Raw genomic sequence first — 16,371 nt, 5'->3', positions numbered from 1 at the left:
CTCACCCGATTTTTGCATGATACAACGCATAGATCAACGCACGCTCAATAATTCTTTTCATGAAAAGTAATTTATCTATATCTTTTGCGACTTCTACCAGGTTTCTGCAGAGAATAGCAAAATCTTCGTCAAATCTTTCTGAATCATTCAAAAGATATCTTTTTATCTCAGGTTCATTCAACAAACCTGTGAGTTTTTCTCTGACTGTTTTATCTTTATCCTCAAGCCACAGAAACATTGCATAAACGCCATCTTCTTGAAGAACACCAAGGGCTTTTCTTAAGTTGTTTTCTAATTTGTCCTTATCAGTACTCGATGTTAAAATTTCCTGGGCAATTTTCATGCACTCAAAGTCAAGATTGTGCATCATTCACGCCCCCCGTTGAACCACTGTCGACGTTGTTAAGCAGCAATTCCAATCTTCCAAATCCCCTTGTACCCATTCCGCCTATGCCGAGATTTTTGAGATATGGGCTAACGGCATTCATTATTGCCTTTATCACGTTGCCTGAAATAGAGTTTCGTGTCTTATCGTGGCAAATTTCAAAGCCAAAGATTGTACCTCTTGGTATCGCTTCATAGGTGAAAAGAGCTCCTTCTACCGCTGTGCCGGTATCTTTGTCTATTTTCACAGAAGTTCTCACTTCAAGATTGTCGTTTATAATGTGAGAAAAAAGCTTGTCTGACAAAACAACAATCCTTTTCACCCAATTAACTATTTGAGAAAGAGGAGATTGATTTTTCTCAATTTCGAGTAACAACCAACCAAGGTTCAGCGGCTTTGTTGTATCTATTCCACAAAGTGCAAAAGCTTTATCTCCCAGGCCATCTGGAATTTCATTTTTTACGCCAAACCAGTAGTTGAGAAGTTCTTTTGTGGTTATCCATACTGTGCCCTGGATCGAAGAGACAGGAAAGAAGATTATCTGGCCATCATAAAAACGTAAAATACCCTTTTTTGTTTCAGTTCCAAATAACTCTTCAATATCAATACCTTTGAGTATTTTGTCTGTATCGCTTTTCTTTTCATCTTCTTCTTTAACAGCTTCTGCAAATGCCCTTATCACTCCTGAGATGGAAGTTCCTGGAATCTTTGGTACATCTGTTGCTGGATCTCTCACAATAGTGTTATCCACTCTGCCCAATCTATATCCTCCTGCTCCGATGTGAACAGGATCAAGGGCTCTTGCAAAGACTTTTTCGTACTCCCACATATTGTCCCCCCTAATCCAAAAGCAAGAAATCTGTAAATCTGTTTGTATTATATCACTATTTTCATATAAATGTAAACTAATAAGTACTTCGACACCGTCGACAAGCTCGACAAATATTGAATCAGCTCAACAGTAATCAATCAACATCTTTAAAGATACCATTCAAGGGGGATCTTTTCAAAAAAGGGGACCCGGGTTCAGCATGATCATAAACGCCGGCCAAATCTTTCACTTGCCTTTTTTTCGAACCAGTTTACAAAATCAAAAAAGTTTTCTTTTATAACATCAAGTACATCAATGAAAAGAAGGTATGCGTACCTGGAGAAATATATTCCCAGTCTTTTTACTTTACAGTCTGTCGGCATACCGTCGATATTTCCAATTGTGTAGAGAATATAATAGCCTATTAGCTGGTCAAAATAATTTCTCGTCAAGTCAAGCTTTTTTGTGGTTTTTATATCGATTATCGCATCATCTATGATTAAATCACAGTCTGCTCCACCAACTAATCTGGATGCTTTTCCAAAGGTTGGGTTTAATATGCATATTTTCCTTGATTTGAAATACTCTGGTTTTACTATTGATATCAAATTTCGCAGATCTTTTATGTCATTCTCGTCGATGTTGCTTTCGTCTAAAAAACCATTTCTATATATTGCGCGCGCACCTTCTCTATATACTGAATCTATCTGTGCCAGCAATAACACCGTTTTAAACAAGTCGTGATTCATAATACCTGTGTTGATGTATTCGCTGTAAGCTTTTTTTGCATACTGAATTGTTTCTTCAATTTTTTCGATGATTTCATAATCAATGGGCATACCGTGCGTCCCCATTAATAAGTAGCCAAGAGCCGATTCACTGATCCATCTATGTTCTACAGCATCAGGATTTAATCGCTTTATATAAAAACGGAGTAGGTAATCAAAAGCAGTACCCACAAGTGAATAATTATTCGTCAAAGGAGGTGCTAACAGCTCAGCCTGGAGGTCGAATTGTGGTTTTTTGAAAGCCCGCTCAAATGCGCTTTTTACATCTTTATTTTTCAAAAACGACGTTAAACTCATACAATTCAACCCCGCTCAATATTTTGTTCGACATCCTCGCTTGTTTCAGCAATCTCATCTGTTTTGTTCATCTGTGTTAAAGTATCACCACTTGCAATCAATTTACCCTTTGATGTTAATGTCTTTATATCATTGCTGGCGTTGGAAATGGATTTTAATGCCCTGTCTATAGATCCAATTTTTCTTTCTATTTCTCCAAGGAGTTTCAACAAAGTTTCTACCATTTGTCTGTATTTTCCTGCTTCATCTTGTTTTGTGCTGAAATATCGTGCCTCGAGATAATGCACAACAGCAAAGATTTCTCTGTAAGAACACAGAAAAACATTGTGTTCTTTGCCTATTGCAACTAATTCTGGGGCAATATCAAGTACTGTGGAAGGCACTACCATGATGCAGCTGTCTATTGTATTAGGCTGGTTGCAGTATTTTTTAATATTTTCTATTTCTTTCATTATTTTCTGAACAATCTGTTTTTTCATCTGTTCGCGATTGTCTGGTTTTTCTTCATACTCTTCAGCCAGAGAGAAAATCTCCGGGAACTTTGAATCAATCGGGATGTATTTTCCATCTCCCAGTTTCCAGGCAAATTCCACATTCATTGAATTTATAGAAAGATTCTTCACAACTGTTCCAGTTTTTATTGTCTCACTCAGAGCATCATTCAAGAGCATCTCTCCAACATTTCCTCTGGTTTTGGTTCCAGAAATCGTGTGTATGAAGTTTTCCATGATCTTTCTCATATCTTTTAATTCTGCATCACGGCGTTTTTCGATTTCTTCTCTTGTAGTACCCTGCTGCAAAAGAAATTTTTCAGTTGATGCCCTTTGCTCATCGGTAAAACGTTTCATATTTTCAACAAGCTCCATTATTCTTTTCTCTTTTTCCTCATCAATTTTCAGCATCTTGCTGGAAACTTCTTCAAAAGCATGCCTCATATTTTGCATGAAATCCTCCATTTTTTTATCACGCTCAAGGCTTAACTTCTTTTCGCTTTCTTTGATTTCTTCATACCTCGCTTTGAGGTCTGCCACAAGGCTGGAAAGATTGTTTAACGTGTTCAGGTGAGAAGAAAAACTCCCCTGCTGCCGGCTAAGCTCAGAAAGTTGTTCCAAAAGGGGTTTTAATGATGACTGAATATCTTTCTGACCTTCATTTTTAGCAGCTGCTTGTCCGATAATGTATCCCCCAACAAACCCAAGAAGCATCCCCAGAATTACTAAAAAGAAGCTCATAATATCCCCCCGCTCGTGTAAGTCCCTCGATCATTACTTTATTATTTGAAAAATATATTATTCGTCCAGCAGAAATTTTTGCGAAAGTTGGGCATCTGGGATACGTTTTTCTAAAGGTAGATACACTTGTACAGGTATATCAAGTTGTCGCAAATATCTGCACATCAATGGCCCCACAGTTGACCACTCCAAGCCACCAAGACCACAACCAAGTGCTGGAACAGCTATTGATTGTATACCTTCTTTTTTATAATTTTTAACGATCCAATTTAATCCAGATTCTATTCCTTCAAGATCTGCCATATTTTTCCAGTGACTTTTAGTAGCAAAAAGCAAAAACCACGTCTGGTGGTTGAGATTCGGTAATTTCTCCCCTTCGTCAGCCAAAAGTGAATCTAATGATGATTCTCTTTTATACAGATATGGTTTACCGAGTTCAAGTTCTCTGGTTTTGCAAACATCTTGATATCTCACGTAAACATCGGGAAATTGGTATTTTACTCTGGAAGCAAGCCCTTTTCCCATAACACCAACTGTGTTTACACTTACAGTGAGTGTCTGCATCCTTGAAAAAAACATATCTCCTTCGACCAGCGATAGCTTTTCAGTCAGGTCAATCTTTCGAGTAGGTAGGAAAAACAATGTAGGATCTGGTATGATCGAGATATTTTTAGTTTTCACTATTTTTTTTAATTTCTCCGCCACTTCATAATCGCTAACGTATACCTCACTAATATATTCAGGGCCAACGCTTCCTGGGACTAAACACTCAGCCATGATTTTTCTTTTTGATCCATCACTTATATTCCAAAATTCTATGTCCTTTGCTGAGATAATGCTTTTGATATCTTTAATATCGCTTTTTCTGTATATCTTTGTTTCTGCACTGGCAGCATTACCATCAGCAATGAATATATCGTTTCTTTTCATTAATGTCCATTTCACACCTATTATTGCAAAATTTTGTGATCTAAAATCTGGCATTAATAGACGATAAAGCATAGGATTTCTTGGCTGAAAATACAAATTAGCAAACTCCCACAGTGATCTACCATCCTGTAACGTCCTTTCTTTTCTTTTCAAAACAATATTTTCATCGTATACCTTATTACAATGTATGGATTGCCTCTCAATTTCTGCGTGAGACAAAATTCCTCTTTGCAAAATAGACGGAACATTGTCGATATGAGTAATGTAATACAACCCTCGTAATTTTGGAAGAGTTAGCACAATTCCACCTCCGATTTCCTTCATTATACGGTGTCTACTACCTGTTCTTTGATCCAATGAAAATTCTGTTATTTTTAACATGAGCTTTTGAATCTATGATCAATTATAGCAATTCTTTTTTACCAATCAGAGTGAAAGCACAGATATGACATATTATCTATTTCTTCAGTTTTCTTACCTCAGCGGTTTTTTCATTTATGGTTGGACAGAAAAAATAAGAAAGGATTTTGATATACCAGATGATAATATGATATATTTTCTCGCCTTCTGGCGTGTTTTCACCGTTTCCAAATTCCCAGATCTGTCACTTCGAAGGTAACAGTATTTTTCTCCACGACAGAGCCTGGTACCCAGCAAAGACCATGAGAAGAGACATTTTTCCCTGCACCTTTACTCTGACTCCATTCTCTTCCCATAAAAATTTCTATCTCACCTTTCATTTTCAAACCTGGAACATATTCAACATGAGCCCACACTGGTTTTCCCTTTGGTATGGTCACATTTACAGATTTCTCACCACACCACTCACCACAGAATTCTTCTGCTTCTAATTTTGGATCGCTTATCTTTCTCATCTCTGCTAACTCTACCTGCCCAAATCCGTATTTTCTCTCACCACCTATTTGTAAAAATTGCATTAGTTCGGAAAGTCTCAATTGAATACCTTCGTACATGAATGAAAGATCATTATCTTGCTCGGAAAAATTCTCGAGTCTTACCCATAGCAATCCTTTGAGAAACAGAGGGGAAGAATCACCCATACCGCGAGGATTTATATATTCAAGGTGATGCAGAGTCTCTTCTTCTGCTGATAAAGAATATGCATCTATAGCAGTTGTCGAAATGGAGCGAATGTACTTTTTCTCAAATTCGTGCAAGTGCATTTGATCCAGTTTCAGACCTTCCTCTGTGTATTGTGGAATAAAAAGCTTTTTACCATCTGAAAAGTACAGATATCCAAACCTCATTTGTTCTTTTAAAAACTGCCCAGCTTTTTCATAACCACTCACACCTGTTTTCTGCACAAGTCTCACTGTCAAAGCACCCCAAAAGGTTCTTGCAGGAACATAAAACCTTGTACACATAAGGTGCATGATTTTATGATACCCAATATGCAATGGTGATACCAGCCGGAAAGTTGCAGAATAGAGGGACCAGCTCATCCTTTTTCACCCTGGTTTTCAACCTTTTTCGCCAATGCCTTGGCATGGTATCTTGCATATATTAGGGTCTTTTCTATAACTTCAATTGCAAACATCAAATCATGTATATTCTCCGAAAGCTTACTTACATTCGAAAGATCATCTGCTGCCGAATTGTTCAAAACTCCAAGTTCCTGCAGCATATCTATAGCCTTCTCAAGGATTTTTCCTGCTTTACTTTCTGCTTTACAAAACAAACTAAATGCGTATAAGCCCTGTTGCTGAAGAACACATAGTGCTCTGGTTATAAGGTTCTGAATTTCTTTTGGATCGTGGTTAATTTTCATCTTCTCGACGATCTCAACACTGTATTTTGCACAGATTTGATCGATGTTCTCAGCCTTGATTTCCTCGCACATCTTCATTCGCCCCCCTTAGATTCAACACCCTCATCCTTCCCATGCCGCGCGTGTTCATACCTCCTATTCCTAAAGTTTCAAAAAGCTTTAAACCTTCCTCTACTTGAATCTTCACCCAGTCTATGTCAACATCCTCCCCGTGTTCTGTTTTCAGATCTTTATTACCAAATTTAAAATATTTACCAGAGTTGTATGTGATATCGAATTTCAAAATGGTGCCGCGCGGTATCGCTTCATAAGTGAAAAGTGCCTTCTCTTCTGCGGTACCGGTTTCGGGATCAATGCTCACCGAGGTTCTCACTTCAAGGTTGCTGTTTACGATCTTTGGAAAAACAGCATCTGAAACGAGAACGATCCTCTGTTTTATAAATTCAGGGATCGGGATATCTTTTTCAAATATCTTCTTTTCTATTTCTTTAATATTATTCCCTGCTTTTTCTAACATAAGCCATCCAAAGTTGAGTTTTTCTCTATCCATTACCTCTTTTCCCATTGGATAGAATCTATCTTCCGAAAGATCAGTAATTTCATACGACCCCAACGCTAATGGAGAAGTCACCCATACCGGACCTATTATTGACGCAACAGGAAAAAGAAGAATGTGCGCGTCGAAAAATTGTGCAAGTCCCTGCATGCTGTTACCAGAACCCTTAGAAAAACCATATGGAACACATACAGGACATGCAGGATTGACCATTCCACAATGTTTTTCACCACCTTCTCCTCCTCTCCCCGCGCAGGAATACTCACGATCATTCTTCTTCCACCTGTATCTTCCTGTTACAAGTGCAGTGTATGCCCTGGCAGGCCCACTTATGCTTGATCCTGGTATCTTTGGGAGCTTTGTAGCAGGATCCCGCACTATGGAAAGATCAACCCTTTCCAATCTTGTTCCCCCTACCCCAACATGTATTGGATCAATGGCCATTGCGTAATAGGTTTTCAGTTCGAAGATTGATTGACTCATTTTGATCCCCCTTCCTTACTCTCTCTTTTCTGACCTGGAGATTCCAATAGAGGCACAGTTCAAACAGGCCATCTTCAATCGCTTTTTTCAAAAGCTCGAATTCATTTGAAGAACGATTAAGACCAAATATGTTGATGAGATTTGATTCCAAAAAATATTCAAAAGTTTTTTCATCGTACTCTTTTATTCTCTCAAGTTCCTCTAAGAATGAATACAGTTGCGATACTCTCCACTTTTGTGATTTCAGTTTACATTCAATTACCTTCCATAAATGCTGAATTTCATGAATGTCATCTGTGAATTTCAAATTCTCATCCACATGAAATCTATCTGAAGCTTCTTCTATGTAACAGAGTTTGAAATAGGAAGTTTCTATTTTTATTCCGTCTTTTTCCTTTATCTCTTTTACGTGAACAACATAATCTCCGTTACCTGTATAATCAAAACAGAGATTTCTGTCAGGTTTTTCTGCACTGCAGATCCTCAAATATGGATACCAAAGATCTTCTACTTCCGAATCTTTTGTGGAATATGAAACAGTCCACCTCAAAGGAATTTTTCTTTCACCAAATTGCAATACAAGTTTCCTACACTTTCCTAATGCTGGATCTTCAATATCTTTTGCTTCTTTCACATTAACCTCTAAACTCTCCGATGACTCAAACTTTTTCAGTAACCTTTTTGCAGCATCCATTACGACATAAAGAGGTGTTCTCCTGTGGAAAGCTATGATTCCAAGATGCACAGGTAATCTATCTCTCACCTTGGAAAATTGTTTTTCGTATTCTTCAACAATTTTTTCTGTTATATCGAGTGCTTCATAAGCAGGCACGAGTATCATGAATTGGTCTGGAAAGTCATAGATTTTTATGTAAGGAAGATAATCCTGATACATATCATCTGCCGGCATTGCTCTGGTTATCTTGAAATCTCTCCAGATCTTATCTGTCTCTGTTTTCAGTTTTATGTCCTGTCCAGAAAGCGCATTTGCTATTTCTCCAACTGTCTTTCCAAATTTGCTCAAAATTTCAAGATTTATCGTACTTATAAAAATTCCATTTATATCATCAACACATACCGGGCTGAACCTCACGCCACTTACAATTACGTCGCATGTTGAGTTTTTTGGAATATGGGGATCTGGAGATATCTTAAACTGGATTCGTTTTGACCTTGGATTTGAATGTGTGAGAGTGTTTTTTATTATTTCGATCACTGTCTCATCAATAAATTCCTTAGTTGTCAGCCAGACACGCCTTAAACGAGCAAACGAAGGATGTTTTCTAAAAAGTAATTTAATAAGATGCCTTGCTTTTTCTTTATCGTCCGTGAGCTTTAAGGCATATCCAGTGGCATCTCTTTCGGCAATAGCATTCCAAAAAAGATTGAAATCATCTAATTTTATATCAACAAATGATTTAATAAGTTCTATCTCATCTTCGTTGAGTTTGGGATTTTTGAACATATCTTGAAATTTTCTTTCTAAATCTTCTACTGTATTAATTCCAAGCTTTGAACAAACAGAACCATTTTCATCTCTCCACTCATTGAAAGTTGCTGAGGCTAATGTATCCAGGATTCTTCCAGAAAGCCATTCGTTTAGATTAAATTTTCCAACTATCATAGCAACACGGTCATTTTTGTCTGATACCTCATCTATCCATACGGTCTTTTTCGGATCTTTACTCCAGGCCTTTGCCCTTTTCTTGTATCGCTCATTGCACGCTTTGCACCTGCTATCCTTCTCCGATTTCGCCCTGATACCACAAACAGGACATTTTTCGAGGCTATGGTTTCCTTCACAACTTTCATTGGTCAGAGTGCTTCCCCAATATAGCATGTCACTGTCATATGGAAAAGAAACTTTCCTTAGGGCTCCTATCCTTTCACTGGAAAGAACCGTCATACTTCTACTTTCCTCTGAAATGTTGATTTGAAGGCTAACATCAAAACTGATTTCTTTGGAAAAAGTCTCCTTAATTTCTTTTAAGAATTCATTGATGTTTGTGAAATTTGGACAAGAAAAGTAAATGCCCGTTCTGTCTCTATAAATTTCATTACCAAAGGGATAGGTGTATTCAACGATTTCTTTTATTTTATTGAAAAGTTTTTCGATTTCGCTCTGGTATCCTAAAATATCCCCTATTTTCAACCCTCTGGAAAGCAATTCAAAAACATCAAGATTTATTGATAATATCTTCCATTTGGACCTGCTTCTTGGCTCATACCAGCCATCTATGAGCATTTTGGCGAGATTAGATTTCATCAAAGATGCTATTGAATAAGCGTAATCATAAAGAGAAATCTCATTGATAGACCTTCTGGTTTCACCGATAGTTTTTGGATAATATTTTTCCGCAACCGAAAGAAAATATAGATAAGTTTCGTAAGAAATTTTTCCGAAATGCTCAAGTTCATTGAAAATCTCGGTTAGAACTCTATGTAGTTCTTTGAACAACTCTTTTTTCAAATCGGTATTTTTCAGCAGTTCTATTTCTTTTTCATAACCAAAAGCTGTGGAGCGAAATATATAGTTTTTCCTCTGTTTTCCTGTTTCCACCATGCCAGCTAACGATTTGTCTATACCAGATACAATTCCATGGGCATCTGCCAATATTCTACAAAGCCCTTTTGGATCACATTTTGAGTCACGGTTCCAGGTGTGTTTCTGAATAAAATTGCAGAAACTGGAAACTTTGTCTGTTTTTAACTCTCCGAGATTCACTTTTTTATTAACATTGAGTTTATTTATAAAAGTTTCTAACATTTTATCGCTAAGTATTTCATGCAATCTTGTTCCTTCAAAAAATGCAGGATCTGAACAGATTTCTTTATAATCAAATTTTGATGATGAATCGCCATTTTTAGCATGGCTTTCAAGAAATTTTTTCGAAAATCTTCCAACTAAATGTAAATGCGCTCCTATTTCAGCGAGCAAAATAGGGGTTCTGTTTTCTTCTAACGTTTTAAGAATACTCATTTTCCCACACACCCCAGAATATCATCAAAGTTCGAAAATTTCTGGGCTGGTAAAAATCCCTTTATCTCCAGTCTTCCTGAATCTAATTTTTTTATCTTTCCAAACCCGATCGTCTTCTTTGCAGAAAATCCATATTCGAGCATCATAGCTTTGAGCCCGGTTATAGTCTGAGCTAAATCTTCCCAGACCTTATTTTTCAACTCTTCATCATCTTTTCCAAGCCAGTAGTATGGCACGTAGAGTAATCTGAACATGCCCTTTGCTCCTTCAGGAACGATTTCAAAATAAATGGGATTCTTTCCAGTTTTTGTTTTCCTGTCTTGCGGATTGATAACCATCAGATCAATTCTGTCCCAGAAAGTAGAATAAAAATGGAGCATTCCTTCAACATGCGGATCTTTTATCGTGTTCTCATTTTTATTGAACATCTTCCTCAATATTTCTCTATATAATGTTTGTGCATCAGGGCACATTCTATCTATATATTCAGCCCATCCAGTTGGTGTTTCTTCCCATCCCTTTTCTGTTCCAAAAAGTAGCGTGTGTCGAAATCTTGCTTCTGCAAATTCCTCCGGGTTGTTTTTCCTCTCCTCTAAAAACTTTTTCATCATTGCCCAACGAAGATTCCCTTTCCAAGTAGTAGCAGATGTGTAAGGTACTCCAAAAACTGCGTCTTTTTTTACAGGGTTTTCGATGATATAAAACGGTATATCGTCTTTCGACAGAAAGGGTTTTTCCAGTTCTGTTTGAAACTCAAGAATCCAGCTTCCTTTTGGTAAAAGAGTGATGTCTATACTTGAATCTATTTCAAGCAATTTTATTTCATTCAGTTTGCAATGAATGTACTGATCATATTTCTTTTGAGAATGCAAAATCACTTTTAATCCAGAAGTCTTATGTCTATCTCCAGATTTCGCATAGTCGATAGCGCCTTTACCCTTAGAGTAAGCAGTAGAGAGAAGTAAAATCTTCTGATACGTGTCTAAAATATCGTTGTATTTTCCAGAACCACTTATAAGTTCGTCGATACTTTGTTCATTTCCAACCTGATAATAAGCATAGAAATCATGATACATCATCTGTCCCCCTCAGCAAACTTTCAACGAAATTATCGAAATTTTGCTCTTCCTTAATAGTATCTCTCTTTGAAGCATATTCTCGCCACACAGCAAGTTTGTGATCTGACGTACTGTTGCCCAAAAATCCAGCAATTCCAGTTTGCAATACTTTCTTGAGTTTATCCAGAAATTCTTCTCTTGGAAAATTCTGGGGTGCATCTTTCGGTATCCATCCCCAGATTCTGATTTCCCAAAGATCATTGCCAATTTTATAAGCACAGGAGATATTTATTTTTGAAGCACATTTATTGATAATTTCTTCTTTTTTGAATTTTTGACCACAATTTTGGCACTCATAAACTGTCTTCCCATTTTCATTTTGCGGATTTACAATGTTATAGCACTTTGGACAAATATTTCGAATTGTTCCAAATAACCAATTTTCAATGCCTTTCGTGGTTCCATTTTTAGGTTTCCAAATTTGGCTTCCATCATCATATCTCAACCAGTTTTTGATCACAGGCGCTATGGGTAAGAAATTGTTACGAAAGCACTCCTCTATCCCTTTTTTTCTTATTTCTTTTTCAAGTCTACTTTTGCTTGATTTATCTATTAGCCCATCAATCTTCTCCCAACAATTTCCGTTTGCTTTAAATCTGACTTTTGCAAAAAACATATCTTTGAGGTTTGGAAAACCAGGTTCATTTGATTTCTGGCGTTTTCCTTTCTGTGAAAGATTCCTAAGAACTCTTTTGAAATTCTCGAAACTGACATTTGGAGGATTTGTTATTTCAACAACTCCATATCCAAGTTGTGTTTTTGCTCCAATTCCTCCCCAGTTGGAAGCGATAATCAGTGGTGTTAATACGAGAACTTCATCGAATTTCTCATCGAGAGGAATCATTTTCATCTCTAAATTTCCTACAACACCAGGCTCAAAAAACCAGCCATGTGACCGACCGGAAGGTTTTATGTTTATTGCTCCATTTCCTGGAAAAGAAATTTTCTCTCCTCCGTTTATTTCGATTCTAAACAATCTTCTTCTTCCCGTAGCGCCAAAAATCAAGCAGGAAGAGCAATAATTCCCACCATCAGGACATCTTGAATTGTCGGTGGGATCACAGGCAAATTCACACATTCCTCTAAGGAGCGTTTCTGTCCACCAGCGAAGAGATCCAACAATACCTGTTGATCGAATAATATCACTCTTTGAATCAACATCACCGGTCCAGATAGGAGTTTTTATTTGTAAGTTAATCTTTACACCCCCACGGTTGAAATCAGAAAAATCTTTTTATTACATGTTATTTTATTATATTTATTATAAATATTTTTACTTTTCTGTCAAATGAATTTGCTTAATTATTTTCATCGAAGTTATTTAGAAGAAGACGATTGTTATGGCAGATAGCCCAAAATCAAGATTCATCGATTGGCAGAAAGTTTTAAATCAATCAAAATTGAGCAAAAAAAGATAAGCAGGTAAAGCCTTTATTTTCAAATCATTCCAGACAAGTTCGGTGTATAAATCCCAGGTTATGAGGTATCTTTCAGCCACGGGGGATGGGAATTCTATAAAACCTTTTAGTTCTCTTTCTTTTATCTCAGATTCTTTTGAAGCATACGAAATGTTGTACAATACCAGATCATTTCCTTTTCTACACACGAAATCAATTTCGTTCTTTTCTTCCCAGTAATATACTCCTTCGTACATATTTCTTAACTTCAAATAGACTGCATTCTCCAACAATCTTCCAAGATCAGGACTGAATGAAGGGTATATCGCATTCCTTAGACCTGTGTCTATCAGATAGTACTTCACCGGACTTCTGACAAGCTCTTTAAGTGAATAATCAAACTTTGGAACTTCGAAGCATAAGTAAGCAGATTCCAGATATGAGATGTAATTCGATATTGTACTCGTGGAGGATTTCTCCGCAAAAATATTTTCAAAATACTTCTGCATCCTTCTAACCGAGAATCTGTTACCTATATTCTGAGCGATGAATTTTGATAGCGCCTTTAAAAGCTTTACATTTTCCACACTGTACCTTGCCACCACATCTTTTAAAACAATATCCTCTGCGTACTGTGAGAGAATTCTGCCGATAACTTCTTCTCTTTCTGTGTTTTTAACTGTTTCTGGAAAACCACCGTACATAAGATAATCTTTCAAAAGCGAAAGATAAATGTTCTTCTCAGAGATCAACTTAAACTTATCTGTAAAGCCATATCCCCTTGCAGCTACATATTCCCTGAATGAAAAAGGAAATAACTCAAAATCAACGTGCCTTCCAGCTAAAAAAGACGCCAATTCACCGGATAAAAGCTTCGAAGACGATCCCGTCACGAAGATAGTCTTCGCCAAATTGGAATCTATCGCAGTTCGAATCCACCTATGCCAATTTTCCACATTTTGAATTTCATCGAGAAACAAAAGAAAGTTCTCTCCTTGATATACCTCTTGTTTGTAGGCATCGATAATACTTTCAAGCACCGCTGGAACGAGTTTCTCCGAAGAAAAAGCGTAATCTTCGAAATTCACATACAGCAAGCTTTTTGGATCGCCCCCCTTGGAGAAATCTTCCATGAGTTGGTACAGGAGAGTTGATTTTCCCGCTCTGCGTGGTCCTTTTATCACAATAGCGCCGTGGTAATTTTTAAGGGATACTATCTTTTGAATCGATTCCCTTGGGATCGCCTCACCCTTTCTCGCCTTTCCCCATATATTCCATCTTATAAGAACCGATAGTATTTCTTCGCGTTTCATCTTGAACAGCCTCCAAATATTTTTCCAGAAACTTGTTTCTACTCCATTGTAGCATATTGACCTATAAGCAGGTCAAGTTTTGAATATTTTGACCTTCATGCAGGTCAAAAATTGGGAAATTACCAAAAAACCCGAAGAATGCTGGCAGGTGGTAAAACGACTTACTCCTTCCGAGCCCTTTAAAGAGAAGCCTTCAGCGTGTTTGCCTTGAAAGAAAAAGGAAAGATCTGGGCTGCAAAAAATGAACAGGATGGAGATTTTATCTTTGAGGGTATGAAATTGGAGATCGGTGGAAAAAAGAAGTCATCCAAATTAAGTGATTTTGTGCTCAGAGATGATATCGATCTTCCTCTGAGAAATGTAATTCCTCTATGGATGCTTGGAATGTTATGGTAATGGCCAGAAGGATTCTATCGATTACATTCCTTCTCTCCCGGTTCTCCGTATGCCTAATTGTATGTTGTATCTCCCCTCTAAAAGAAAGGATTAACATGTTGGTCCTAAAATAATTATACGAAATCAAAAATATACTAATAAATTATACTAATCTTGCTTAGTATCACGCTACAAAAACTAAAGAAATACAAGTTTGCAAATTCATACTTTTAAATTCTTTTTTTCAATGCCTCATTGCTATGATTGAATTGGTATAAATATAGTCAGTTTAATGACTAAATAGGGACTTATTTAGTTATTTGATTGACTGTATGCTATAATATAATTTGCTCAGGAGGTACAAATATGGACTTTTCGTATGTTTATAGACAAAATCCATGGTGGGAAGACAAGGAATTAATATATATCGATATGCATATAAAAAACTTTGAAAAAAGCAAATTCAAACACATACCTGATTTTATGGATGAATTGAAAAATTACAAAAACGGGGTTTACATAATAAAAGGTCCTCGGCAGATTGGGAAAACAACCATATTAAAATTGCTTATAAAAGACCTTATCGAAAGAAAGGTCAATCCACTAAATATTTTCTATGCCACACTTGATTTGATAAGTAATGAAAATGAGCTTACACAGCTTTTGCTGGACTATTTTTCGATGAAAGGAAGGAATAACAACAAGTCATACATATTCCTTGACGAAATTTCAAGTGTGAATAATTGGCAAAAATCAGTAAAATATTTATATGATATTGGAAAGTTGGAAAACTCGTTTGTTGTTTTAACGGGCTCTTCTTCGTATGACTTGAAAAAATCTTCCGAGAGACTTCCGGGAAGAAGAGGATCTGGAAAAGACATCGTGTATTTGCCAGTTACATTCAGAGAATATATTAATCAAAAATACAACGTTGATTTTGAGTATAACTTAGAAGATTTATTTGAAATGAATGAGGAAGAGTTAAAAGCTGCAAATCTGAGAGTTTTAAGATTCAAAGACGATTTTAAAACATATATCACAACTGGAGGCTTCCCAAAAGTGATTAATGACTTTTTTGAGAATAATATTATTTCAGAAGAAATCTTGAATACATATATGAATTATTTGTATGGTGATATTGAAAGATTCAATCGCTCGAGGTTGATATTGAATCAGTTGATTTTTAAAATACCTGATTTAATAGGTCAACGTTTTTCTTGGAATTCACTTTCAAACGATATAGAGGCAATTAGTTCGAAAAATACAATTGAAGATTATTTCAATTTATTATGTTTTAATTTCCTTTTTGGGATTTTGTTTTTTTATGATTTTTCTAAAAGAACAATTAAGCTTAAAAAGCAGAAAAAGATTTATCCTGTCGATTTGGTTATTACATCTGTAATTGAAAACATTACAAATACTGAAATTAAATTATCAACAAAAATTGAGCAAGTTGTCTTTACTCACCTTTTAAGATATTCAAAAAGTTTATCCGAAGGGTTGATATTGTACAACGGTCCATATTTTTGGTATTCACAAAAAGGAAATGAAATAGATTTTCTAATCGAATTAAGAAATAAGATTTTACCCATAGAAATTAAATTTCAAAACAATATTTCTCCATCTGATTATTTTTCGATGAAAAAAGTATTTCAAAGGGGAATATTGGTGACAAAAAAGACTGTATTAAAAAAAGATAGCATAATTGCACTTCCAATTGAATCGTTTTTACTTTTCTTATAAATTCTTATAAATAAATTATCTGACTTGAACTATGCGTTACTTTCCCTTTTTTGATCGATTCCTCTTGCCTGGTTATTCTTCGCAGTATTTCCCCATTCGAAATAAATATATAACGGAGGTATTTAACAGAAAAAATACACTTTTCATTATCTTAAGTGCATTCAAGGAATTATC

The 16,371-nt window shown here is 36.2% G+C and carries 14 protein-coding genes; 2 read left to right on the top strand and 12 right to left on the bottom strand.

The window, feature by feature from the left end; all coding sequences use genetic code 11:
* Window position 1: 1 nt before the first annotated feature.
* From TEL01S_RS06180 to TEL01S_RS06125, 12 genes are all read right to left on the bottom strand, one after another.
* Window positions 2-370, bottom strand: a complete 369-nt coding sequence (locus tag TEL01S_RS06180) for a hypothetical protein (RefSeq protein ID WP_028843989.1) — start codon at window positions 368-370, stop codon at window positions 2-4.
* The gene (locus TEL01S_RS06175) at window positions 354-1,214 is read right to left on the bottom strand and encodes an RAMP superfamily CRISPR-associated protein (protein ID WP_012003242.1); all 861 of its coding nucleotides are present in this window, start codon (window positions 1,212-1,214) and stop codon (window positions 354-356) included. The genes TEL01S_RS06180 and TEL01S_RS06175 overlap by 17 nt, the downstream gene beginning before the upstream one ends.
* A gap of 206 nt (window positions 1,215-1,420) precedes the next feature.
* Entirely contained in the window at window positions 1,421-2,281 is an 861-nt protein-coding gene (locus tag TEL01S_RS06170) for a hypothetical protein (protein ID WP_028843990.1), read from the bottom strand.
* A 5-nt stretch (window positions 2,282-2,286) separates the two neighbouring features.
* Window positions 2,287-3,513: a DNA recombination protein RmuC gene (gene rmuC, locus TEL01S_RS06165; RefSeq protein ID WP_051366192.1), complete on the bottom strand. Its 1,227-nt coding sequence runs from the start codon at window positions 3,511-3,513 to the stop codon at window positions 2,287-2,289.
* A gap of 57 nt (window positions 3,514-3,570) precedes the next feature.
* Complete coding sequence (locus TEL01S_RS06160) at window positions 3,571-4,743, bottom strand: DarT ssDNA thymidine ADP-ribosyltransferase family protein (protein WP_232504347.1); 1,173 nt, start codon at window positions 4,741-4,743, stop codon at window positions 3,571-3,573.
* Window positions 4,744-5,021: 278 nt separating this feature from the next.
* Window positions 5,022-5,906 (bottom strand): RAMP superfamily CRISPR-associated protein, encoded by an 885-nt coding sequence (locus tag TEL01S_RS06155; RefSeq protein ID WP_028843992.1) that lies wholly within the window; start codon window positions 5,904-5,906, stop codon window positions 5,022-5,024.
* Window positions 5,903-6,310 (bottom strand): hypothetical protein, encoded by a 408-nt coding sequence (locus tag TEL01S_RS06150; RefSeq protein ID WP_232504345.1) that lies wholly within the window; start codon window positions 6,308-6,310, stop codon window positions 5,903-5,905. The genes TEL01S_RS06155 and TEL01S_RS06150 overlap by 4 nt, the downstream gene beginning before the upstream one ends.
* Entirely contained in the window at window positions 6,282-7,271 is a 990-nt protein-coding gene (cmr4, locus tag TEL01S_RS06145; protein ID WP_028843994.1) for a type III-B CRISPR module RAMP protein Cmr4, read from the bottom strand. The genes TEL01S_RS06150 and cmr4 overlap by 29 nt, the downstream gene beginning before the upstream one ends.
* Window positions 7,222-10,251, bottom strand: a complete 3,030-nt coding sequence (locus tag TEL01S_RS06140; RefSeq protein WP_051366189.1) for a CRISPR-associated protein Csx11 — start codon at window positions 10,249-10,251, stop codon at window positions 7,222-7,224. The genes cmr4 and TEL01S_RS06140 overlap by 50 nt, the downstream gene beginning before the upstream one ends.
* Window positions 10,248-11,330, bottom strand: coding sequence for an RAMP superfamily CRISPR-associated protein (locus tag TEL01S_RS06135; RefSeq protein WP_232504344.1), 1,083 nt, complete (start codon window positions 11,328-11,330; stop codon window positions 10,248-10,250). Before TEL01S_RS06135 ends, TEL01S_RS06140 begins: the two co-directional genes overlap by 4 nt.
* Complete coding sequence (gene cmr1 / locus TEL01S_RS06130) at window positions 11,317-12,555, bottom strand: type III-B CRISPR module RAMP protein Cmr1 (RefSeq protein WP_248664891.1); 1,239 nt, start codon at window positions 12,553-12,555, stop codon at window positions 11,317-11,319. Before cmr1 ends, TEL01S_RS06135 begins: the two co-directional genes overlap by 14 nt.
* A gap of 204 nt (window positions 12,556-12,759) precedes the next feature.
* Window positions 12,760-14,079 carry an ATP-binding protein gene (locus tag TEL01S_RS06125; protein WP_028843997.1) on the bottom strand — a complete coding sequence of 440 codons (1,320 nt, stop codon included), beginning with the start codon at window positions 14,077-14,079 and terminating at the stop codon, window positions 12,760-12,762.
* 198 nt (window positions 14,080-14,277) lie between these two features.
* Here TEL01S_RS06125 and TEL01S_RS06120 point away from each other — a divergent pair, with 198 nt between their 5' ends.
* Together TEL01S_RS06120 and TEL01S_RS06115 are read left to right on the top strand one after the other, a co-directional pair.
* Entirely contained in the window at window positions 14,278-14,475 is a 198-nt protein-coding gene (locus tag TEL01S_RS06120) for a hypothetical protein (RefSeq protein ID WP_028843998.1), read from the top strand.
* 345 nt (window positions 14,476-14,820) lie between these two features.
* Window positions 14,821-16,197: an ATP-binding protein gene (locus TEL01S_RS06115; protein ID WP_028843999.1), complete on the top strand. Its 1,377-nt coding sequence runs from the start codon at window positions 14,821-14,823 to the stop codon at window positions 16,195-16,197.
* Window positions 16,198-16,371: the final 174 nt, after the last annotated feature.

The organism is Pseudothermotoga elfii DSM 9442 = NBRC 107921, assembly GCF_000504085.1.
Lineage (GTDB): Bacteria > Thermotogota > Thermotogae > Thermotogales > DSM-5069 > Pseudothermotoga_B > Pseudothermotoga_B elfii.
This window is presented reverse-complemented; position numbering and strand designations above follow the sequence as displayed.

Coding starts and splice junctions, on each gene's coding strand:
- TEL01S_RS06155 (WP_028843992.1), bottom strand. CDS start 5,906: ATGAGCTGGTCCCTCTATTCTGCAACTTTCCGGCTGGTATCACCATTG.
- TEL01S_RS06115 (WP_028843999.1), top strand. CDS start 14,821: ATGGACTTTTCGTATGTTTATAGACAAAATCCATGGTGGGAAGACAAG.
- TEL01S_RS06170 (WP_028843990.1), bottom strand. CDS start 2,281: ATGAGTTTAACGTCGTTTTTGAAAAATAAAGATGTAAAAAGCGCATTT.
- TEL01S_RS06125 (WP_028843997.1), bottom strand. CDS start 14,079: ATGAAACGCGAAGAAATACTATCGGTTCTTATAAGATGGAATATATGG.
- TEL01S_RS06180 (WP_028843989.1), bottom strand. CDS start 370: ATGATGCACAATCTTGACTTTGAGTGCATGAAAATTGCCCAGGAAATT.
- TEL01S_RS06135 (WP_232504344.1), bottom strand. CDS start 11,330: ATGATGTATCATGATTTCTATGCTTATTATCAGGTTGGAAATGAACAA.
- rmuC (WP_051366192.1), bottom strand. CDS start 3,513: ATGAGCTTCTTTTTAGTAATTCTGGGGATGCTTCTTGGGTTTGTTGGG.
- TEL01S_RS06150 (WP_232504345.1), bottom strand. CDS start 6,310: ATGAAGATGTGCGAGGAAATCAAGGCTGAGAACATCGATCAAATCTGT.
- TEL01S_RS06175 (WP_012003242.1), bottom strand. CDS start 1,214: ATGTGGGAGTACGAAAAAGTCTTTGCAAGAGCCCTTGATCCTGTTCAC.
- TEL01S_RS06140 (WP_051366189.1), bottom strand. CDS start 10,251: ATGAGTATTCTTAAAACGTTAGAAGAAAACAGAACCCCTATTTTGCTC.
- cmr4 (WP_028843994.1), bottom strand. CDS start 7,271: ATGAGTCAATCAATCTTCGAACTGAAAACCTATTACGCAATGGCCATT.